18 protein-coding genes are annotated in these 19,852 nt (G+C 68.6%); 8 read left to right on the top strand and 10 right to left on the bottom strand.

The window, feature by feature from the left end:
* Window positions 1-22: 22 nt before the first annotated feature.
* Window positions 23-202, bottom strand: a complete 180-nt coding sequence (tatA, locus tag E6J58_13070; protein TMB37046.1) for a twin-arginine translocase TatA/TatE family subunit — start codon at window positions 200-202, stop codon at window positions 23-25.
* 23 nt (window positions 203-225) lie between these two features.
* Here tatA and E6J58_13065 point away from each other — a divergent pair, with 23 nt between their 5' ends.
* A complete protein-coding gene (locus E6J58_13065; protein TMB37045.1) occupies window positions 226-1,818 on the top strand; it encodes a hypothetical protein in 1,593 nt (530 codons plus the stop codon).
* Here the strand turns inward: E6J58_13065 and E6J58_13060 are convergent.
* A complete protein-coding gene (locus E6J58_13060) occupies window positions 1,815-2,060 on the bottom strand; it encodes a hypothetical protein (GenBank protein ID TMB37044.1) in 246 nt (81 codons plus the stop codon). The two genes, E6J58_13065 and E6J58_13060, sit on opposite strands and share 4 nt — an antisense overlap.
* Here E6J58_13060 and E6J58_13055 point away from each other — a divergent pair.
* Window positions 1,974-4,289 (top strand): hypothetical protein, encoded by a 2,316-nt coding sequence (locus tag E6J58_13055; GenBank protein TMB37043.1) that lies wholly within the window; start codon window positions 1,974-1,976, stop codon window positions 4,287-4,289. The two genes, E6J58_13060 and E6J58_13055, sit on opposite strands and share 87 nt — an antisense overlap.
* A gap of 55 nt (window positions 4,290-4,344) precedes the next feature.
* Here the strand turns inward: E6J58_13055 and E6J58_13050 are convergent, their stop codons facing one another.
* Window positions 4,345-6,537 carry a hypothetical protein gene (locus E6J58_13050; GenBank protein TMB37042.1) on the bottom strand — a complete coding sequence of 731 codons (2,193 nt, stop codon included), beginning with the start codon at window positions 6,535-6,537 and terminating at the stop codon, window positions 4,345-4,347.
* Here E6J58_13050 and E6J58_13045 point away from each other — a divergent pair.
* Complete coding sequence (locus E6J58_13045; protein ID TMB37041.1) at window positions 6,453-7,520, top strand: CPBP family intramembrane metalloprotease; 1,068 nt, start codon at window positions 6,453-6,455, stop codon at window positions 7,518-7,520. The genes E6J58_13050 and E6J58_13045 overlap by 85 nt on opposite strands.
* Here the strand turns inward: E6J58_13045 and E6J58_13040 are convergent.
* From E6J58_13040 to E6J58_13025, 4 genes are all read right to left on the bottom strand, one after another.
* On the bottom strand, window positions 7,517-7,732 hold the full coding sequence (locus E6J58_13040) for a hypothetical protein (protein TMB37040.1): 216 nt from the start codon (window positions 7,730-7,732) through the stop codon (window positions 7,517-7,519). The genes E6J58_13045 and E6J58_13040 overlap by 4 nt on opposite strands.
* Window positions 7,729-9,492 carry a peptidase S8 gene (locus tag E6J58_13035; GenBank protein ID TMB37039.1) on the bottom strand — a complete coding sequence of 588 codons (1,764 nt, stop codon included), beginning with the start codon at window positions 9,490-9,492 and terminating at the stop codon, window positions 7,729-7,731. Before E6J58_13035 ends, E6J58_13040 begins: the two co-directional genes overlap by 4 nt.
* 70 nt (window positions 9,493-9,562) lie before the next feature.
* The gene (locus E6J58_13030; protein TMB37038.1) at window positions 9,563-10,225 is read right to left on the bottom strand and encodes an alpha/beta fold hydrolase; all 663 of its coding nucleotides are present in this window, start codon (window positions 10,223-10,225) and stop codon (window positions 9,563-9,565) included.
* 7 nt (window positions 10,226-10,232) lie between these two features.
* Window positions 10,233-11,444, bottom strand: coding sequence for a class I SAM-dependent rRNA methyltransferase (locus E6J58_13025; GenBank protein TMB37037.1), 1,212 nt, complete (start codon window positions 11,442-11,444; stop codon window positions 10,233-10,235).
* Between the two features lie 120 nt (window positions 11,445-11,564).
* On the opposite strand from E6J58_13025, the gene E6J58_13020 reads away from it, so the two are divergent.
* Window positions 11,565-12,140: a porin family protein gene (locus tag E6J58_13020; protein TMB37036.1), complete on the top strand. Its 576-nt coding sequence runs from the start codon at window positions 11,565-11,567 to the stop codon at window positions 12,138-12,140.
* Window position 12,141: 1 nt separating this feature from the next.
* On the opposite strand, the gene E6J58_13015 is transcribed toward E6J58_13020, so the two are convergent.
* Both E6J58_13015 and E6J58_13010 read right to left on the bottom strand, forming a co-directional pair.
* On the bottom strand, window positions 12,142-13,065 hold the full coding sequence (locus tag E6J58_13015) for a hypothetical protein (GenBank protein ID TMB37035.1): 924 nt from the start codon (window positions 13,063-13,065) through the stop codon (window positions 12,142-12,144).
* Window positions 13,066-13,173: 108 nt separating this feature from the next.
* Window positions 13,174-14,454, bottom strand: a complete 1,281-nt coding sequence (locus tag E6J58_13010; protein ID TMB37034.1) for a radical SAM protein — start codon at window positions 14,452-14,454, stop codon at window positions 13,174-13,176.
* A gap of 84 nt (window positions 14,455-14,538) precedes the next feature.
* Here E6J58_13010 and ald point away from each other — a divergent pair, with 84 nt between their 5' ends.
* The 4 genes from ald (at window position 14,539) to E6J58_12990 (ending at window position 18,615) form a co-directional block, all read left to right on the top strand.
* Complete coding sequence (gene ald, locus E6J58_13005) at window positions 14,539-15,663, top strand: alanine dehydrogenase (GenBank protein TMB37033.1); 1,125 nt, start codon at window positions 14,539-14,541, stop codon at window positions 15,661-15,663.
* A 150-nt stretch (window positions 15,664-15,813) separates the two neighbouring features.
* Window positions 15,814-16,467: a sigma-70 family RNA polymerase sigma factor gene (locus E6J58_13000; protein ID TMB37032.1), complete on the top strand. Its 654-nt coding sequence runs from the start codon at window positions 15,814-15,816 to the stop codon at window positions 16,465-16,467.
* Window positions 16,359-17,243: a hypothetical protein gene (locus tag E6J58_12995; GenBank protein ID TMB37069.1), complete on the top strand. Its 885-nt coding sequence runs from the start codon at window positions 16,359-16,361 to the stop codon at window positions 17,241-17,243. The genes E6J58_13000 and E6J58_12995 overlap by 109 nt, the downstream gene beginning before the upstream one ends.
* Window positions 17,244-17,340: 97 nt before the next feature.
* Window positions 17,341-18,615, top strand: coding sequence for a response regulator (locus E6J58_12990; GenBank protein ID TMB37031.1), 1,275 nt, complete (start codon window positions 17,341-17,343; stop codon window positions 18,613-18,615).
* A gap of 53 nt (window positions 18,616-18,668) precedes the next feature.
* On the opposite strand, the gene E6J58_12985 is transcribed toward E6J58_12990, so the two are convergent.
* Window positions 18,669-19,844 carry a hypothetical protein gene (locus E6J58_12985; protein TMB37030.1) on the bottom strand — a complete coding sequence of 392 codons (1,176 nt, stop codon included), beginning with the start codon at window positions 19,842-19,844 and terminating at the stop codon, window positions 18,669-18,671.
* Between the last annotated feature and the right edge of the window lie 8 nt (window positions 19,845-19,852).

Raw genomic sequence — 19,852 nt, 5'->3', positions numbered from 1 at the left:
AATACAGAGCGGCGGCTTTCCTCTATGGCTGTGCCGGCGGGAGCTTCTTCTCCGACTCGGGCTCCTCGACCTCGCTCACCCCCTTCTTGAAGCCCTTGATCGCTTGTCCCAGGCTCGCGCCGAGCTGGGGAAGCTTCGAGGGACCGAAGAAGAGCAGCGCCAGCGCAAGCACCACCAGGATCTCGCCGAACCCCAGCCTCATACACGCCTCCGCCGCTGTGACTAATGCAAACCCGCGGCCGCGCCAAGGTGAAATCTTGTCGCAGACGAAGGGCGAGTGGCATACCACCCGGTCCCCGGCGAGGGGCGTACCCGTCAGCGGCCGCCGAATTCTTTCGCCCGCCTGGGCGGTTCCGTTACGCTGGAGCCGTGCTGCTCGCGATCTTGCTCCTCCTCGCGGACGCGCTCCCCGCGCAATCCCGGCTCGAAGGGTCCGTGCTCGACGGAATCGCCGGATCCTGCCCCGGTCGCAGGGTCGCGATCGATCCCGACCTGACCCGCGCCTGCCGCGCCTTCACCGCCGCCGTACAGGGCGGCAGGGCGCCCATCACCGGCCCTTCGGCATCCTTCTTCGCATCGCTCGAATCGTACGAGCCGTCGCCGGTGGCTGGAATCGCCACGGTGAGCCCGGCTTCGCGCGCGGATCGCGCCGCCGGCGAGCTCTACCCGAAGACCTGCCGCTTCGATCGCATCGGGGTCGCCGCCGCGGAAATGAAGGACGGCGGAGCGGTGGTCTGCGCGCTGAGCGCAGTTCACAGAACCACGCTCGCGCGGATTCCCGGCCGCGTGGAGGCTGGCCACATCGTCGACGTGTCGGGCAAGCTCGGCGCTGGCCTGTCGAATCCGCGCCTCTTCGTCACCCGCCCTTCCGGCGACGTCGAGGAGATCGAGCTGGAAGCTGCCGGCGACACATTCGCGGCCAAAGTGCCGCTCACCGGGCGGGGCGAGCATTCCATCGAGGTGCTTGCGGACGGGTCAGGCGGACCCGAAGTGGCTGCCATCCGGCGCGTTTTCGCCGGAGTCGCGCCGCCCACGAAGCCCCCTCCGGAAGCGCGCGCAGGCGACGGTCTCACCGGGGTTGCGCAATCCATCGCGCGGTTGCGATCCTCGCACGGACTGCCCGCGCTGCAGCGGGATCCCGAGCTGGACGCCGCTGCGGAGGCGCACAGCCGCGAGATGGCCCGCCTGCGAACGTTCGCCCACGTCCTTCCCACCGATGGATCCTTGGGGGACCGGCTTCGCGCCCGAGGCTATGCCTATCGAAGCATCGGGGAAAACATTGGCCTTTCCAGCGACGTGGCGACCGCGCACGAAGCGATCGTCGGCTCGCCGGCCCATCTTGCGAACCTGCTCGATCCCCGGCATCGACGGCTGGGTCTCGGCGCCGCCAGCGGGCTGACGACCGACGGGAACGAGGGCGTCTACCTCACCGAAGTCTTCGCGGTTCCGGCGGTCGCGATGGCGGATCCGATCGCCGCGATCGTGCGCGTCATCTCCGCCGAGCGGAAAAAACGCGGGCTGCCGCCCCTGCGGCGCGATTCCGCCCTGGACGGCGTCGCGTTGGAGGAGGTGCGCCGGACGGCAGCTTCGGATCAGATGAAGCTCGATCGCGACCTTGCCGGACGGGCGCTCAGCGAGGTGCCGGATCTGTCGGGCGCGGTCGCGGAATTGTACGTCGGCAACGGACCCGACACCGTCGCCTCTTCGAAGAACCTCGCGGACCAGAAATGGAAGCGTATTGGCGTCGGAGCCCAGTACTCGAGCTCGCAACAGTACGGCCCGGGGCGTCTTTGGGTGCTACTACTGTACGGCCGTTAGGCCGACTTTCGCTGTGTCGCGAACGCCTCGATCGAATTCTCGGGGGAAACGTGGGTGAGGGCGTAGTTCGGGCATCGCACGCAGGTGAAGCTGTTCCAGCCGCGCTTGACCGCCTCGTTGAGGCACTCGTCGTAGGCGGAGCAGAAGAGGTTGCGATGAGCCTCGACCGACATCTTCTTGTTGCCCTCGAGATTGATGGGCGTGGTCATTTCGGTCGGGAACGGCTTCGCCAAAAGCGGCATTCGAACGGACCTCCTTGCGAGGCGCGGGCATATAACAGAACGCGTCAACGATCGCCATACGAGGCGACCCGAAAGCCGCCCAATTTGCGCACCGTCGAACCAGGGCGCAAGGTGTTGGATAAGCGCGTGAAATTCGCTCATTTCGCCGTCGCGGCGCTGATCCTCCTCATGCCCCAGTTCGCGCTTGCCGCGAGCGAGGCGGCCGCGCAGGCGGGCGTCTGGCTGACCGCTGGCAAGGCGGGCGAGGCAGAAGCCGCCGCTCGCGCCTGCGATGCCGAGCCCCAGTGCCGGCTGGTCCTGGCCCGGGCGCTCTTCGCACAAGGAAAGCTGAAAGAAGCCGCATCCGCTGTATCGGGCGCGGATCTGGGACAGCTATCGTCCTACGCCCAGGTCCTGCAAGGTGAGGCCCTGCTGTTGTCAGGCGACGGCGCCGGCGCGGTGGAGCCGCTTCGACAAGCCGCCGCCGCGGGCGGTCCCGCCTCGTTGCGCGCCTCCACGCTTCTCGCCGACGCCCTGCTCGCCTCGCGCGAATTCGCCGCTGCCCGCCAGGCGGCACTGCGAGCCTCGGCGTTGCCGGGACAACCCGCCGAGGCCCACGCGGCGATGGCCTGGGTAGGGGCGCAAGCCTTGCGTGGCGAGCCCGGACGCGAACAGGAAGCGGCGGAAGCGCTGCGAAATTTCTGGCTCCAGCACCCGGAGCATCCGGCGGCCGAAACGGCGCGCTCGATGCAGCGCGAGCTCGCGATTCCTTTGCCCGAGCCCTCGGGGCGCGACCTCTACTTGCGCGCGTCGCGCCTGCTCGCGGCAGGTCAGCCGGCAGCGGCCGTCGCGCAGGTCGAAGTCGCGGCCGGGATGCTCTCGGGCGAGGATCGGGCGGAGGCCCTGCTCTTGCAGGCCCGCGCGCTGGCCGCCGATGGCCGTCGCGGGGAAGCGGCGCCCTCGCTGGAAGAGGCCTGGAAGACCGGGAACGCGCACGTCCAGGCCGTCGCCGGAATGCTGCTGGCTCGGGATCGCGCCCGCCGGGGTCGCGAGGCGGAGGCGATCCGCCTTGCCGACGCGGTCGCGAAGCGGCTTTCCACCGCGCCAGAGGCCGAGGAAAGCGTCCTCTTCACTGCGCGGCTGCTCATTGATGCCGGCAAGCGCAAGCAGGCGCGGGCGCGGCTCGCCAGATTGGCGGCAAAGCGCAGCGGCTCGAACGCCTCGCTGGCGCGCTGGACCCTCGCCTGGATGTCGTACCAGGACGATCTCCACGACGCGGCGGAGCGCTTCGCCGAGTTCGCCGCCAGCGCTGCCGGCGACGAGGAGCGCGCGCAGGGGCTTTACTGGCAGGCTCGCGCAGGAAAACCGTCCGCGGCTGCGCCTCTGTTCCGACGCGCCGCGGAGCTCGACCCGATCGGCTGGTACGGACTGCTCGCCCGGGAGCGTCTGGGCGACGTGAGCGACGCGCGCGCGCCCTTCCCGCCTCCGCGCGCCGGGACTCTGGGCGCCGTCCCGGAGCAGCTGGCGGTCGCGGCCGAGCTGACGAAACTCGGCTTCTTGCAGGAGGCAGCGGCGGAGGCGGACTGGTTCGTGCAGCGGCACGCAGGAGACGCCGGGGCTGCCGCGCTACCCATCTATGAACGTGTTGGCAGGGCCGACCGCGCGGTGCTTCTCGCCATCGCCCTTCTCGGCGATCGCGGTCCTCGCGCACCGGCGGCCGTGCTCGAGGGCGCGTATCCCCCGGCCTTTCCCGACCAGGTGGCTCGCGCGGCGGAGCGGACGCGCCTCGATCCTTATCTGCTGCTGGCGGTGATGCGGCGGGAGAGCCTGTTCAGGGCCGACGTCCGCAGCCCCGCCGGCGCCGTGGGACTCTTGCAGCTTCTTCCCGCCACCGCCCGGCGGGCGGCCGTGGTCCTCGGACGGCCGCCGCTGCGGGAGGAGCAACTCGTCGATCCCGGAATGGCCATCGACCTGGGAGGCTGGTATCTGTCGGAGCTGGTCGGACGGTTCGGAGAGCCCGCGGTGGCGCTGGCGGCGTACAACGCCGGGCCGCGGGTGGCAGTTCCCTGGGCGGCGCGCGGCGCCGAGCAGCAGCTCGACGAATGGGTCGAGAGTTTGCCGTATCGCGAGACGCGCAGGTACGTGAAAGCGGTGATGGGCGCGTGGAGCGCGTATCGGATCCTCGCTGGAGGTGCTCCGCCGCGGCTCTCGGAGACGGTGCCGGCGCCGAAATCGGGTGCGAATTTTTAGCCGCTGCCGCACCGAAGGGTGCGACTTTGCGGCTACGCCTGAGACTGTACGGTTTTCAGATGAGCTTCTGCTGCCCCGAGCCGGATTGCAGCGCTTCCAGGATCGATGGGCCGTACTGCTCGAGGCGAAACGGATCCATACCCTCCACGCGCGAGAGCGCGTCGAGGTCCGGGGGATTTGCTCGCGCGATGGCCCACAGGACGGCGTTCGGCGCGATCACCTGGACCTCCACCTTCCGCGCCTCCGCCCGCACCCGCCGCCATGCGCGCAGCCGCTCGTATCGATCCTCTACTTCCGGTGAAGGAGCTTGCGGCGCGCCCTTCCGCCAGCGCCCGTCTCCGCCAGGCCGTGGGCGCGCCAGCGGCTCCGCTGCCATTCCTGCGCGCACCGCGGCGAGGACCTGCGCGCCAATCTTTTTCAACGCCATCGGCGACGTCCCCGGAATGCGGACCAGCTCGTCCTCGCTCTTCGGGAGCCGCCGCGCCGTCTCGGCGAGGAAGAGATCGGAGAGCACCTTGAAGGCGGGCCGGTTCAATTCCCTGGCGCGCTGATCGCGCAACAGGTAGAGCTCGCGCAGGACGGCCCGGCCGCGGCCGTCCAGGATGCGCGCCGCCTTCATTCTCTGCCACCCCTCGGGATCGAACTCGCGCGCTCGCGGCTCCTTCGCGACCAGGCGCCCGAACTCCGCCTCCGCCTCCGTGATCAGGCTTCGCGAGGCGAGCTCGTCGCCCAGCTTCTCCCGAAGCGGCAAGAGATAGCGAACGTCCGCGAACGCATATTCGAGCTGCTCGGCCGAGAGTGGTCGCTTTCCCCAGTCGCTCCGCTGCTCGTCGATGGCGAGCGCAACGCCGAGCTGCTCCGCGAGCAGGTCGTGCAAGCCGAACTTCTCCAGGCCCAGCGTCTTCGCAGCAGCATGCGTGTCGAAGATGCGCCCGAACGAGAGTCCGTAATCGCGCTTCATGCAGAGCACGTCGTACTCCGCGGCGTGCAGGATGCACTCGCGGCGCGGATCCGCGAGCAGGGGGAGAAGCGGCGAGATCGGCAGGGCCAGGGTATCGATCGCCCAATCGGCGTCGGGCGTCGCGACCTGCAGGAGGCAGACCTTCTCGAAGTACGCGTGGAATCCGTTGCTCTCGGTATCGAGGCCGACGCGGGAGCTGCGGGAGACATCGTCCACGCAGGCGGCGAGCTGTTCCGGCTTGTCGACGAGCTGCTGCGGGCGATCCACTGCCGCAGGCTTTACCACGCGCTGCCGCGCTGCTGAATCTCCTTCAGCACGGCGCGGACGGGGCCCCGCGGCCTTGAGCAGGCGCAGATCCTGGGCGACGCCCGCCGCCGATCGGTAGAACAGCAGCGCTTCCGGAGGTGGCTTGATGGTGAAACCGGTGCGCGGGTCGCTGCGGAAGGCGCGCTTGACTTCCCAGAACAGCGCCTCCGAACCGAAGTCGTAGGTCTCGCTCTGGATCGGTCGCTGCACGATGTCGGCGATCCGCTGGCAGAACTCGAAGGCCTCCTCCTCGTCGTCGCCGAGGAACCGGAAGCCGGCCTTCTTCAGCATCGGCCCTACGTCGGGGTGCGCACGCCCGGCGTCATTCTCATCGAGGAACACTCGATACACGCCGGCGAAACGTTCGGAGAGCACCTTGGTCGAGCCGAAGTCGAGCACGCCCAGCCTGTCGCCGGGGAGCACGAAGAAATTGCCCGGGTGCGGGTCGGCGTGCACCAGGCGCGCGGCGTAGAACGGCCCCCAGATGGCGAAGATCAACAGGCGCGCGACACGGAAGCGCTCCTCCGCGGTCGCGTCCGAGTCCATGAAGTCGAGCAGCGGCTTTCCCCGGATCCGCTCCAGGCAGAGGACGCGCCGCGAGCTGCGCTCGTAGACGACGGCGGGAACCACCAGCTCCGGGTAGCGCTGCGCCGCGATCCGGTAGGCGTCCGCCTGCGCCGCCTCCTGGACGTAGTCCAGCTCGCGCAGCAGCGATGCCCGGAGCTCTTCGTAGTACGGACGTCCGTCCAGGGCTTGCCCCGTCAACGCGAACCCGCGCACCAGAACGGCGGCGTTCGCCAGATCGTTCTCGAGCGCCTTCTCGATGCCCGGGTACTGCACCTTCACCACCACTTCGCGGCCGTCGCCCAGCCGCGCGGCGTGGACCTGGCCGAGCGATGCCGCCGCCATCGGCTCCCGCTGGAAGTCCGCGAACAGCTCGTCGGGATGCCGCCCGAGCTCCGCCTGGACGACCGTGTTCATCGTCGGCCATCTGCTTGCAGCGTAATGGCGGAACGGCCCACCCGCATCCGCTAAGCCGGCAGCGTGAAATGACAGACCCGACGTGGTATGGGGCGCGCCTCATGTCGCCGCCGGGCAAGCTGGGAGCGGGAAGCGCCATGGCTGCGTACGTCGCGCTCCTCTTCGGCATGCTGGTGATCGGCGCTCCGGCGCAGCAGCGGGGCATCGTCAGCGGCCTCTGGATCACCGAAGCGCTGGCCATCGCGCTGCCGGCGGCGTTCGTGCTCGGCTTCGCCGGGATCCAATTCGCGCCCTGGCTGGGACTGCGACGCCTTTCCCTCCGACATGCGCTCGTCGCGGCGGCGGTCGCGGCAGTCAATCAGCCCGTCGTCTCGTTTCTCACCTGGATTGCCCACAACGTACTGCCCCGCGGCGTGGTGGAGGACTTCGACGCCAAGCAGCGCATGCTCGACACCGTGTTCCGGATGAACGCGATGCCGATGCTGATCACTGTCACCCTCGCGGCGCCGCTCGGAGAGGAGCTGTTCTTCCGCGGATTCGCTTTGCCGGCTCTGCGGCGCAGCTGGGGCCCTTTGGCGGCCCTGGTGGTGAGCGGCGCTCTCTTCTCGCTCTTGCACATGGACGCCGTCGGGTTCATCGGCCTGCTGGAGATCGGAATGCTGCTCGGTGCCCTGCGCTGGTGGAGCGGGTCGCTGTGGGCGGCGATGATCGGGCACGCGGTCAACAACGGCATCGCGGGCGGCGCGTTCCTGCTCGGCTGGGAGGATCCCGACGTGCCACCGCCGGCATGGGTGCTCGCCCTGGGCGCGACGCTGTTCATCCTCGGGCTGTGGGAGCTCGCGCGGCTCTTGCGCCGATCCGTGCCGGACGATGCAGCGGAGATCGCCGGCGGTCCGGGGCGCGGCGCCGCCGCTGCTCTGGGGCTCACCTGGGTCGTCGCGGTGATCTGGGGATTGCAGGTGGTGTTCGCGCTGCGGTCCTAAATCTTGCGGATGCGCGCGACGCGCAATTGCGGCCCCGACATTCCGATTCCGAATCCTTCGTCGAGGGCGCCTTCGACCTCCACCCGCGCGCCTTTGGCGGACTTGAGGTCGCCCCTCGCGCCGATCAGCGTGTACCGCTTGCCGTCGTCGGCCGTCAGCCGCCAGAGCCCGCCTTCGAGGTCGACGAATTCGACGGTGCCGGTGATCTTCACCGCAGCGACTCCCGCGCGAGCAGGCCCCGCCCAGCGACCCAGGCCACCAGCGCGCTCGCCAGCAACCAGAACGGCATCAGCAGGGAAGGCATCCACGGCAAAGCGACCGTCCGCCAGAGCGCCGCGTGCAGCAGCGTCCCCGCCCAGCCGAAGGCGAGGCCTGCGACCGCCGCACCGAACGCATTCTGCAGCGGACGCGCCGAAAGCCGCGCCAGGAGCGCGAGGATGAAAGGAACCAGCGCGCTCCAACCGGCGTAGCCGGCCCAAGGCGTCAGGAATCGCTGCGGCCAGGCAGCCGGCGGCAGTGCGAGGAACGACATCAGCGGGATCCGCTCGCCAAAAGCCGGGGCGAGCATCGCCAGAGCGCCCGAACCGAGGGCGAGTCCCGCCCAGAACGCCGGACCGGGCTTCTCTGTCGCGCGAATCTGGTCCAGCGCGCGGGCATGGCGGAGCGCGAACCAGGCACCGAGGACCGCGAACGCAAGACGCCACAGTCCCCACCACAGTGTCGCCTGGCGCACTGCCGCGGCGGCGTCGAGGAGCCCCGACCCATAGCGCTCGCTGCTGCTCTCAGGCGGATCCTGCGCGGTGCTGCGCAGCAGACCCTCGACCGCGCCCGGCGCCGAGACGCCGAGCGACATGACGAGCGCCGCCGCGCCGGCGACGTGCGGGGTGGCCATGCTGGTCCCCTGGAACCAGCGGTAGGCCGCTTCCGTGGTGCTTCCATCCGCGAGCGTCTGCTGCAGTACGCCGGATTCTTCCCCTTGCGACTTGTCTCCGCCGGGCGCCGCAATGGCGATCTGCGGCCCGAACGAGCTGTAGGGAGCAAGCCGGCCGCGCGGTCCCACAGCGCTGATCGCGAACGCGTCCGGATAGGCGGCCGGATACGAAACTCCGCGCGACCCGCCGTTTCCCGCGGCGCAGACGACCACCGCGCCCCGGCGGCGGGCATACGCCACCGCGGATTCCATCGCCAAGGATCGTGCCCCTCCGCCGAGAGACAGGTTGAGGACGCGCGCGCCGTGGTCGACGGCCCAGCGGATCCCCTCGGCGATGTCGTGCGAGGTGCCGCTCCCGAAGGCGGACAGCACTTTGACCGGCATCAGACGCGCCGCGGGCGCCATGCCGGCGACGCCTTTTCCGTTGCCGGTGCTCTGCGCGACGGTGCCGGCGACGTGGGTCCCGTGCGCATGATCGTCGCGCGCATCGTCGTTGTGGCCGACAAAGTTCCACCCTTTGACCAGGCGCTCCGGATCGAGATCGTCGACGGGATAGATGCCGGTGTCGATGACGGCGACGGTCACACCCTCGCCGCGGGTGGCGTCCCACGCACTCTCCGCCCCGACAGCCTTGAGATGCCATTGTTTCGAGAAGTCCGGGTCGTCTGGGATCCAGAGGGCGTTGTAGCTGACCACCGGCTCCGCCCAGATCACGTCGGAGCGCGCGCGGAGCTGCGCAAGCACCTCCGCCTCGGTGCCCGGTTCGACCTGCAGCTCGACGTCGTACTCGGGCGAGAAGACGTCGCCGTACAGATCGTCTTCCTGCGCCTCCTCGTCGATCACCTTGCCGGGCACGGCGGCGCGCGCGCGCAGCTCGACCTCGATCAACCCGGGCACCGCATCGGCGCTCATCTCCATGATCGGCGCCGGCGTCCGTGAACAGCCGGCGAGCCCGAACAGGAGCACCGCCACGATGGTGATCGCAGCGACCGCCAGCCGCTCGCGCAGGGCCGGACGCGCGCCGAGAGTGCCCCCGGACATCCTTGGCAGCATAGCCTCCACCCCTCACCAACGCGACGCCGGCCGCGTTATTTCGCTGAACGCCCGGGGATCATTCCGGATCTGCATCGAGCCCGCACGGGTCGCCGTCGCGCAGCCAGCCGGCGACCGTCTTGCCCACCTCGGTGAGCCCGCGCGAGAAGAAGTGGTCCGAGTGCGGGATCACTTCCAGCCGTGCGTCCGGCGGCACAGGCAGGCTGGCGCGATCGCACCAGGAATCGTGGTGCGCGCAGACGATCAGGAGCGGCTTGCGTACTTCGGCGACCATCGCGAACTCGTACAACCGCGTTGGCGGCGCAATCAGGATCAGCCGGCCGATCCGCGCATCCGACGCCGCCTCGAGCGCCACCGCCGCTCCGAAGCTGTACCCGACCGCGCACGCCGAGACCATGCCGCTGGTCGCGAGCAGCTGATCGCAGGCCTGGTGCAGATCCGCGACCTCGTCCTGCAGCTCCGCAATCTTCTGGCCGCCGGCGGGATGTCGCGAGACGCCGCGCGAAGCACCGACGCCGCGGTAGTCGAAACGCATCGTCGGATGACCTGCCCTCGTCAGCGCCCAGGCAAGCTCGGCGACGACGGGGGAAAGCATGCTGCCGCCGACCGCCGGATGCGGCGCCGCGATGGCGCAGGGCGGATCGCGCGTGCCGCGGTGATAGAGCGCGTCGAGGTCGCCGATCACGACGCTGCGCTCGAGAAACTGGCCCGCCAGCACCATGGAGCTCTCATCCCCCCTTTCGAAAGACGAAGAACTTCAGGTACTTGCCCTCCGGGAACGAGAGCAGTGCCGGGTGATCCGGAGGCTGCCGCTTCTCCTCGAGGAGCTGCAGGTCGGTGTGCGTCTTCGACGCTGCTTCGCGGATTGCGCCCACGAACTGTTCGGCGGAGACGCGCGCCGAGCAGGAGCCGGTGGCGAGAATGCCGCCGGGCGCGAGCGCCTGGAACGCAGCGCGGTGCAACGACGCATACCCGTCGAGGGCCGCAGGCACCGCCTTCTGGGACTTCGCGAAGGCGGGTGGATCGAGCACGATCAGATCGAACGGCTTCTTTTCGCCGCGCAGGAATTCCAGGACGTCGCCGGCGACGAAGCCGTGGGCGGCCGGATCGATGCCGTTCAGCTCGAAGTTGCGACGCGCCAGTTGCAACGCGCCGCCGTCGCGGTCGATCGCGATCACTTCGCGCGCTCCGCCCAGCGCGGCGCTGACCGAGAAACCGCCCGAATAAGCGAAGCAGTTCGCAGCCCGCGACCGCCCGCGCGCGAACCGCCGGAGCGCGAACCGGTTCTCCCGCTGGTCGAGGAAATATCCGGTCTTCTGGCCGGCGCGCAGATCCACGGCGATGCGCATGCCCTGCTCGCGGACGATCACCTCCACGGGCGGCTCGGTACCCCAGAGCGGACGCCCTCTCGCGGGCGGCGAGTCGCGGTCGCTCAGCTCATCTTCTTCGTCGGAGCGGCCGATCTCCTCGTCCCTGCCGTAGATCCCCGCGAGCGCGACCTCGCCGCGGAGGGCATCGACGATGGCCGAGCGGTGCGCGGCGAGGCCCGCGCTATAGAGCTTCAGCACCGCGAATGCGCCATACAGATCGATGACCACGCCCGGCAGGCCGTCGCCCTCGCCGTGGACGAGGCGCGCACAGTCCGTCTCCGGCGAGAGGACGTACGCGCGCCGAAGCGCCACCGCCTTCGCGATGCGGCGGCGCCAGAAAAGCGGACCGATCGCTTCCGCGGGATCGCGCGTCAGCACGCGGACGCGAACCGCGCTCGCCGGATCGAAGTACCCGCGGGCGACGAACTTCCCCCCGGACACGACATCGACCACGGCGCCCGCGTCGAGCCCGGACGGAGGACGTTCGACCGCGCGCTTGTAGATCCAGGGGTGCCCTGCTCGCAGGTGCCGGACCAGGTCCTTCTGCAGCTCGAGCCTTACCGGGCCCAAGACCGCTCCCCGCGCGACAGGCCAGGCAGGCCTTTTATCCGCCGCATCCCTACCGTGTGTATCACCGCGCGCGGACGATGCCGCGGAATTTACGGGACTGTCTTTCGAGAGGAGAACGTCATGAAGGGACTTCTTGTCGCTCTCGCACTGGGCGCCCTGGTGCTCCCCGCAGCCGCGATGGCGGACAGCGAGTTCAGCATCGTGCTGCAGGGCGGCGCGACGAAGTACAACCAGTCGCTGAGCGGGTCGGATATCGGGGCCGCTTACGGCGCTCGCCTGGGGATACTGCCGACGCCAATGCTCGGGGTCGAGGTCGGCTACCTGGGGACGCAGAACAACATCAACCAGAGCCTGAGCGAAGGCCGTCAGGCGAGCACCCTGAAGACGAACGAAGGGTACGCCGACGTGCGTCTGAACATCCTTCCGGGCGAAGTCACGCCGTACGTGTTCGGCGGGTACGGCTACACCTGGGTCAATGGCGCGGCGGCGTCGGGCGTGCCCAACAGCTCGACCAGCACGCTGCCCTTCGGCGGTGGCGTCGAGGGAAATATCGGCGCGTTCAAGCTCGGTGGCCGCTTCCAGTACAACTATCTCTTCAGCAACATCAACACCGGCGGCAACACCATCTCGGTCAACAAGGGTGGCAACTCCGATTTCTGGAGCGCCACGGTCGACCTGGGCGCATCGTTCCGCTGATCTAGAAGGCGAGACGGACGAACCCGGCCGGGTACACATTGCGGTGCGCCGTCACGGTGGGCGCCGAGCTCTCCTGCGTGTCGAAGAAGGGGATCGTCAGCTGCACGCCGATGAGCCCGCGCACGCCGTGCAGCCGGAATGCCTCGAAACCGCCTTCGACCACGCCGCCGAGGGCGCCGTGGCCGCCGGCGCCCATGTAGCCGAAGCCGCCGCCGATATAGGGAGAGACCTCCGTAGCAAACGGAATCCAGGCCGCCTCCATGACGAGGTACACGACGCCGTCGCTGCCCCGCGAATAACCCGCGCCGGTGACGGAGATGCGAAAGTTCTCCGCCTCGTAGCCGTAGCCGAGCGAGAACCCCGTGGGCGTGCTGCCCGCGTTGTAAAGAGCGACAGGGAGCCCGATGAACCAGAAGCGTTCGCCGGGCTTCTTCGCGAACGGCTTCGACTCGGTCGCGGTGACCGTCGTCATCTGCGCGGTGCTCTCGGCGCTCCGCCCGCCCAGGACGGCGTCGACCAGGCGCGCGGTCACCACGTCACATTCCTCGAGTCCCGTAGCGGTCAGCGAGGCCGAGTGCACCGGAGCGAGCGTGTCCGCGGAGAGCTCGTCGAGGCTGATGGGGATCTTCTGCCCGAGGCGGCCGCCGATGCGGAGCGCGAACAGGCGGTGGGCGCCAAGATCGAGCGCGAGCGTCGAGAGATCCTCGTCGAGCCGATGGACGCCGGAGGTCCTCCGATCCTCGGCGAGCGCGATCCCTCGCTTGCGGAGCTCGCTTGCGGCGACGTTCCGGATCGCGTGCACCGCCGGCGCGTCGAGCGCCCCGTCGTCCGCGAGGACCAGCACGGCATCGGCGCGCTCCTGGGCGAGCGCGGGAATAGCAGCGAGCAGGATTGCGGCGCGCAAGGCGAATAGGCGGCGGAGCATCCCCCGATCCATGCCATCAGACCTGGAGCAACCGCCATGCCGCTCTCCGAAGGGCCCGGATTCCGCGCACTTGCAATTGAGCAGGGAGCGCCGGTCGCGACGCCGGTGTCAGCTTAGGGTGTGCCGCTCGTTCAGTGCGCGCGCGAAGTTTCCGATCGCGAGCCCCTTTCGCGCCCGCTTCAGCCGGTCGATCAGGCCAGAGATTCCAATCCGGCGGCCGCCCGCCGCGTATCGCGCTGCGATGGCGGCGTACGCGTCCGGGTCGATGGCGAGGCTGCGCGCCTGGACTTGATCCACGCGCGCTCTCGAGACGAGGGCGCAAAGCGCGTCGGCTTCGCCCTCCTGATCCGTCACACCGGGGAACGTGAGCAAGTTGATCGCCGTGTAGGCGCCGCGGCGCCGGGCAAGCCGGATCGATTCCTCGACGTCTTCCCAGCCGTAACCGATGGGCTGGTAATACGCCTCGTAGAGCGGCTTGTGCGCGCTGTTCAGGCTGATCCGGCACGAATCGAGCCCCGCATCGATCAGCAGCTCGAGATGGTCGGGCAACGATCCGTTGGTGTTGACGTTGATCGAGCCGCGCAGCGATGCCGCGCGCATGCGCCGGATGGCCTCGGCGATCTCGCGGGCGCGCGTGAGCGGCTCGCCTTCGCAGCCTTGCCCGAACGACACCATCGTCCGACCCGGCGCCCGCGACAGGTGGGCGATTCCAATCGCGGCCATGGCCACCGCGTCGGGAGCGCGTTCGATCCGTTCGTGCGACGCGGGCGGACCTTCCTCCGGCTGTTCAGAGATGCAACCCACGCAGCGGGCATTGCACCCCGAGCTGGCGGGAATTGCGCCTTCGTCGCGCTCATAGAAGGTGTTCTGCGCGGTAAAGCAGCGGTACGTGAGCGCGCACTTCGCGAGCTGGCGCAACAGCGGGTTGTCGTCAGCCGCGAGGCGCGCCTCGATCCGCCCCGGGAGGTCCGGGGTCGAGTGGGTGGCGGGGTCCCAATGACGGCGCCGGTCGGTGTGCAAAGCCCAGGCGACGTGACAGCCGCGTCGATCGTCCCAGGCCGCCGCCGTGTACGCCCACTGCGGCAGGACCGGCGCGAGCGCCGACTTCCGGAAGGCCGGCAGCTCGGTGCGCGTCCACCCCGGCGGAAGCACCGCCGCGACCGCGCTTGGGCGCACGACGCGCCGTCCGATGCGGACCTCCGAGAGCTCGATCACGCGCCCGCTGGAGGGATCGAGCCCGACCGGGCGGCGTCCGGGAAGCGCCGCCAGCGTGCTATGGGGCGGCACTGGCGCGGGCTCTTCGAGCGGCCGGCCATCGCGCGCCAGCGCGAGCAGCTCCGGGTGCTCGTAAACCCGACCCGAGGAATCGGCGAAGAGAAGCTTCAGCATTTCGACACGTCGCAGCTTGACCCGACGCGGGTGCCTGCTATCTTCCGCCGCCCTTTTCCGCAAGGCGAAACGACCGGAGAGACGATGATCATCGGTTGCCCGAAAGAGGTCAAAACCCGCGAGTACCGGGTGGGCCTGGTTCCAGGCGGCGTCACGGCGCTGACCGGGCGCGGGCACCAGGTGCTGATGGAAAAGGGCGCCGGTCTGGGCAGCGGCATCGCCGACGCCGCGTACGAGGTGGCGGGTGCCAAGCTCGTCGAGAAGTCGACCGAAGTCTGGGCGCGCGCGGAAATGATCGTCAAGGTGAAGGAGCCCATCGCCGCCGAGTACGCGCTGATGCGCGAAGGTCAGACCGTCTACACCTATTTTCATCTCGCGGCGGACAAGCCGCTGAGCAAGGCGCTCCTCGAGCGGAAGGTCGCCGCGGTCGCGTATGAGACCATCCAGACCGACGATGGACAGCTTCCGCTCCTGAAGCCGATGAGCGAGGTCGCCGGCCGCATGGCGGTGCAGGTTGGTGCGGTGCAGCTGGAGAAGGAGCACGGCGGCAAGGGGGTACTGCTCTCGGGCGTTCCCGGCGTGCGCCGCGGCAAGGTGGTCATCCTCGGCGGCGGAACCGTCGGCACCAACAGCGCGAAGCTCGCCTCGGGGATGGGGGCGGACACGGTGGTGCTCGACGTGAGCAACAACAGGCTCGCGTACCTCGACGACATCTTCGGCTCGAGGATCACGCCGGTCTATTCGGATCCGGCGCAGATCGCCCGCTACGTGCGCGAGGCGGACCTCGTGATCGGAGGCGTGCTCATCCCTGGCGCCAAGGCACCCAAGCTCGTCAGCGAGAAGCTCGTCAGCGAGATGCAGGAAGGGAGCGTGGTCGTCGACGTCGCGGTCGACCAGGGCGGCTGCATCGAGACCTGCCATCCGACGACGCACGATCACCCGACGTACCTGGTCCACGGCGTCGTCCACTACTGCGTGGCGAACATGCCTGGCGCGGTGGCGCAGACCAGCACGTTCGCGCTCACCAACGCCACCATCGGCTACGGGCTGCGGCTCGCCGATCTGGGTGTCGTCGAAGCGGTCAAGCGGGACCGCGCCCTCGCGCTCGGCGTCAATACCTTCAACGGCCACTGCACGTACAAGGCCGTTGCCGAGGCCCACGACCTCGACTACACGCCGCTGGAGAAGGCCCTCGCAACGCGCAGGTAACGGCTCGGTCTTGCTTGCATTTTTTAGCGGTCGTGCAAGTGTGCCGGGCGAGCGGTCGGTGCAGAGGAATGCTCAAGGACTTCACCGGGTTCTCACCGTAACCCGAGCCAGTTAGATTCAGCTTCGGCAGACCAGGCACGCGGGAGAGGGATGCTGGACTTCAAGCACACCGACAGGACGCGGCGGGAGTTCGAAGGTCTCTCCCTCGAGCACCTCGACGCGCTCTACTCCGCCGGGCTGCGCCTGACGAAGAACGAGCGCGACGCCGAGGACCTGGTGCAGGACACGTTCCTGCGCGCGTTCCGCTTCTTCGACAAGTTCGAGCGCGGCACGAACATGAAGGCGTGGCTCTTCAAGATCCTCACCAACACTTTCATCAACAAGTATCGCCGGCGGGTGAAGGAGCGCACGGTCGTCGAGGGCGCCGCCCGCGAGGCGGGGAACGAGCGTTTCGTCACCCGCGAGCCGACCGAGAGCTCCGCAGACCCCGAGCAGTACTTCTTCGACAAGCTGCTCTCGGACGACGTGATCCGCAGCATCGACCAGCTTCCCATCGACTTCCGCCTGGTGGTGATCCTCGCCGACCTGCAGGAGTTCTCCTACAAGGAGATCGCCGAGATCCTCGACTGCCCGGTGGGAACGGTGATGAGCCGCCTCTACCGCGGCCGGAAACTGCTGCAGAAGAACCTGCTCGGATACGCCGTCGCTTCCGGCGTGGTGCAGGGCAAGCAGGCGCTGGAGATCAGCGTTGCCGTCGAGGAAGAGGAAGCGCTGGAAGTGCTCGAGTTCAAGAGGCGCGCTTGACGCACGAGTGCCGCAAGCTCGAGGAGACCTTCCTCCACGCCTACGTGGACGGGGAGTTCGGGGCCGAGGAGAGCGCGGAGGTCCAGGCCCACCTTGCCGAGTGCGCGGAGTGCACGCATGCGGTCCGCCTGCACCAGAGCTACAAGGCGGCGATGCTGCGCGCCAACGTCGCCGCGCCGCACCTGGTCTACGAGGACGTCCGCGACCACCTGATGGACCAGCCGGTGCACGGCCGCTGGGCCCGCGCGTTCCAGCGGCCGAGCGCGATCGCGATCGCCGCCGCCTGCGCCGGCGCCGCCATCTGGTTCCTCGCCGGCGGCCTCTCGCATCCGCTGCTTTCGCGCCACTCGCTCATCGAGGACGGCGTCGCAATTCACGCCCGCGCGCTGCCGCTCGACTACTCCGCGAGCGATCCGCGCTCCGCGCAGAAGTGGCTGGAAGGGAAGCTGGACTTCGGCGTTCGCTTGCCGCGCTTCGCCCAGGGTCCCCGCCTGCAGGGCGTGCGCCTTTCCAGCGTGCATCAGCGTCAGGCGGCGGTGGTCACGTACTCGTTGCCGCAGGCCGACGGGCGCCGCGTTTCGCTGCTGATCGTCGACGACCCCGAGCCGCAGCTCCCCGGCGCGGCGCGGCGCATCGCCGACCGCGAGGTGTGGCTTTCGCGGGCCAAGGGCTTCAACATCGCCTCCTGGCGCAATGACGAGATCGTCTATTCGCTGATCTCCGACCTCGACGAGAAGGACGTGCTGGCGCTGGTGCAGTCGGCGGAAATGCGCTGAGCGCGCGTACCTCGTCCTACCCTTCGGGAATCCGGGCGTTTCGTTGACACCTCTCTCGGGGGACCCTTAAACTTTTGCTGTCCAATTCCAGGTCCCCGTGTCCAAGAGAATCCTGCTCATCGATTCCGACGAAGGTTTCGCGCAGGGTCTCACGAAGGCCATCAAGGCGCGGGGATTTGCCGCGGCGCTGGCCACCGACAGCGAGCAGGGGATGTCGCTCGCGAAGAAGCACAATCCCGATCTGATCGTCGTCTGTGTCGAGGCGCAGCCCACCAACGGCTACATGCTCTGCACGCGGCTGAAGAAGGACGATCAGCTCAAGGACATCCCCGTCATCCTCACCTCCGCCAACGCGACTCCGGACAGCTTCGAGAAGCACAAGAAGCTGAAGACGCGGGCCGAGGAGTACCTGATCAAGCCCTTCGCGCCCCAGGCGATGCTGGAGAAGGCCTCGCAGCTGCTCGGCGTCAAGCTGCCGGCGGAGGACGGCCAGGATGAGCGCGGTGACGACGACTCTCTCGCTCTCGGCGACTTGTTGGAGAGCGACGAGGAACCGATCTCGCTCTCGGCCGCGGACGTCGCGGAAGCGCGCAGCGCGCTGACGGAAGAGCCGCTGGTCGTCGACGAGGTGGAAGAGGTCGTCGAAGTCTCCGAAGGGGATCGCGGCGGTGACGACGAGCTCGAGATGTTCGACAAGGCCTTCGATTCGCTCGGCTCCGCCGGTGGGCAGGTGGTCACCGGGCCCACCAGGCGCTTCGCGGAGGGGCTCGCGACGTCACCGGAGAAGGCGCCGAAGGAGCCCACCGAGTTGACCGCGCCGGACGACGACGCCGTGCTCCGCTCGCTGACGCAGGGAGATGGCGAACCCGTTCCTGCGCGGGCGCGCGGGAAGGACGTCAAGCCGGACAAGGACCTCGCGAGGCTGAAGCAGGAGCTGAAGGCGAAGGACGAGCAGCTGCTGGAGCTCAACGACCACGCGCGGGAGCTCAAGGACGAGGCCATCAAGCGGGAAGCCGCGGCGAAAGCGTTGCAGCAGCGCGCTGACGCGCTCGCCGTCGCGGCGAAGAAGCTGGAGCGCGAAAAGGGCGGATCGGACGACTTCAAGACGCGCGTCAAGCAGCTGGAGAAGCAGCTGGAGCAGGCGCGCGGCGAGAAGGACCTGCTCGCCGAAGAGCGCGACGAGCTGAAGAAGCAGCTCGAGGAAGCGCAGGCCAGCGCCGGGCAGAACGAGGACCGCGCGGTGAAAGCCTACGCGAAGATCAAGAACGACGAGAAGCTCCGGGAGAAGGCGCGCAAGGCGCTGGAGATCGCGCTGCAGCTTCTCGAGACGGCGGCCGAGCACGAAGACGACGAGTCGGAGAAATCCGCCTGACGTGCCGCCAGTCTCAAACGTAGCCGCACAGCCGCGCTTCGGCGCGGCAGCGGCTAAGCGTCGCTTCCGCCTTTTTTCTCGACCATCTTCTTTGCCTGCGTGGCGAGCCCCTGGGGCACGTTCTTGTTCTTCGCCACCGCCTTCACTTCCGCCATCCGCAGCGTGGAGAGGAAGCGCATGGAGACGCCCACCGGCGTCTTCGGGTTGTTGATGAGGTTCAATTTGATCTGGTAGTTCTTCATCAGCTGCCGATTATTGTAAATATATTGCAGCACTTCCTGAGGGGCGGTGCGCGAGAGAGCCACCTTCGCGATCTCGCCCTCGGTGATGCGCGAGGACTGGATCACCGCCAGTTGGACGAGCTTGTTCGGATCGCGCAGCAGGATGGTGCGCACCTCGCGATTTCCCTTCTTGTTCGCCCACTCGATCTTCTTGGCCACGCTCAGCTTCATCATCTGCTGGGTGATGGAGAGCTTCTTCTCCTCCTGGGCGCGCTCCTCCGCGCTTCCCGGAGCGACGGCCATTTCCTCGCCGTCGGGTCCGGTGGCCCCGATCTGCTCCAGCGCCGCTTCGGCCTGGGCTTCCGCGACGTGCTGCTGCGCGGCGACCTTGCGGGCCAGCTCCTCGTCCTGCTCGGTGCCACCGTGGATCCGGCGCCGCGCTGCGCGGAACGCGGGCAGGTCTTCGATGGACAAGCCCGACCGGACGCAGAAGTCGCAGACGTTATCGACCGTGCTCGGCCGCGTAGCCGGGTTGCTGGCCAACGCCCGCACGATGTCGGCGTGGCGCAGGATGCGCAGCTGGTTCTGGGCGACGATCTCGAGGATCCGCTCGCTGGCCCGGGCGGTGATCCGCTGCACGGTCTCATCGGGAGTGCTGGCATTCAGCACCAGCATCTCCACGTACTCGTCCTTGGCGCCGAAGACGTCCGCGTAATGGTCCAGCACGGGCGGATCGATCGTCTCGTCGCGCAGCGCGACCGAGAGGATCCGGTCGGGCAGACCGGCGGCACTCTTCGCCGCCGTCTCGCGCACGGCGGTATCCGGATCGAACGTGAGCATGTAGAGCGCCGTCGCCATCTCCTTCGGTCCCATGGGGACCAACGCCTTGGCTCCCATCATCCGCAGCGGCGCCGGCGCCTTCGGATCGACGTGCTTTTGGAAGTTCGCCGGGAGCGCGGAGAGTGGAACGGGGCAAGACGGTGCGTCGGGGGCTTGGGCTTCGCTCATCAGCGCTG

This window comes from Deltaproteobacteria bacterium (assembly GCA_005879535.1).
In the GTDB taxonomy this organism is placed as follows: Bacteria; Myxococcota; Myxococcia; order Myxococcales; family 40CM-4-68-19; genus 40CM-4-68-19.
This window is presented reverse-complemented; position numbering and strand designations above follow the sequence as displayed.

Bases quoted from the DNA above. Each gene is read 5' to 3' on its own strand.
- ald (TMB37033.1), top strand. From the start codon at position 14,539: ATGATCATCGGTTGCCCGAAAGAGGTCAAAACCCGCGAGTACCGGGTG.
- E6J58_13050 (TMB37042.1), bottom strand. From the start codon at position 6,537: ATGAACACGGTCGTCCAGGCGGAGCTCGGGCGGCATCCCGACGAGCTG.
- E6J58_13015 (TMB37035.1), bottom strand. From the start codon at position 13,065: ATGCTCCGCCGCCTATTCGCCTTGCGCGCCGCAATCCTGCTCGCTGCT.
- E6J58_12985 (TMB37030.1), bottom strand. From the start codon at position 19,844: ATGAGCGAAGCCCAAGCCCCCGACGCACCGTCTTGCCCCGTTCCACTC.
- E6J58_13020 (TMB37036.1), top strand. From the start codon at position 11,565: ATGAAGGGACTTCTTGTCGCTCTCGCACTGGGCGCCCTGGTGCTCCCC.
- tatA (TMB37046.1), bottom strand. From the start codon at position 202: ATGAGGCTGGGGTTCGGCGAGATCCTGGTGGTGCTTGCGCTGGCGCTG.
- E6J58_13065 (TMB37045.1), top strand. From the start codon at position 226: ATGCAAACCCGCGGCCGCGCCAAGGTGAAATCTTGTCGCAGACGAAGG.
- E6J58_13000 (TMB37032.1), top strand. From the start codon at position 15,814: ATGCTGGACTTCAAGCACACCGACAGGACGCGGCGGGAGTTCGAAGGT.
- E6J58_13060 (TMB37044.1), bottom strand. From the start codon at position 2,060: ATGCCGCTTTTGGCGAAGCCGTTCCCGACCGAAATGACCACGCCCATC.
- E6J58_13035 (TMB37039.1), bottom strand. From the start codon at position 9,492: ATGTCCGGGGGCACTCTCGGCGCGCGTCCGGCCCTGCGCGAGCGGCTG.
- E6J58_13010 (TMB37034.1), bottom strand. From the start codon at position 14,454: ATGCTGAAGCTTCTCTTCGCCGATTCCTCGGGTCGGGTTTACGAGCAC.
- E6J58_13045 (TMB37041.1), top strand. From the start codon at position 6,453: ATGCCGCCGCCATCGGCTCCCGCTGGAAGTCCGCGAACAGCTCGTCGG.
- E6J58_13055 (TMB37043.1), top strand. From the start codon at position 1,974: ATGAGCCTCGACCGACATCTTCTTGTTGCCCTCGAGATTGATGGGCGT.
- E6J58_13030 (TMB37038.1), bottom strand. From the start codon at position 10,225: ATGGTGCTGGCGGGCCAGTTTCTCGAGCGCAGCGTCGTGATCGGCGAC.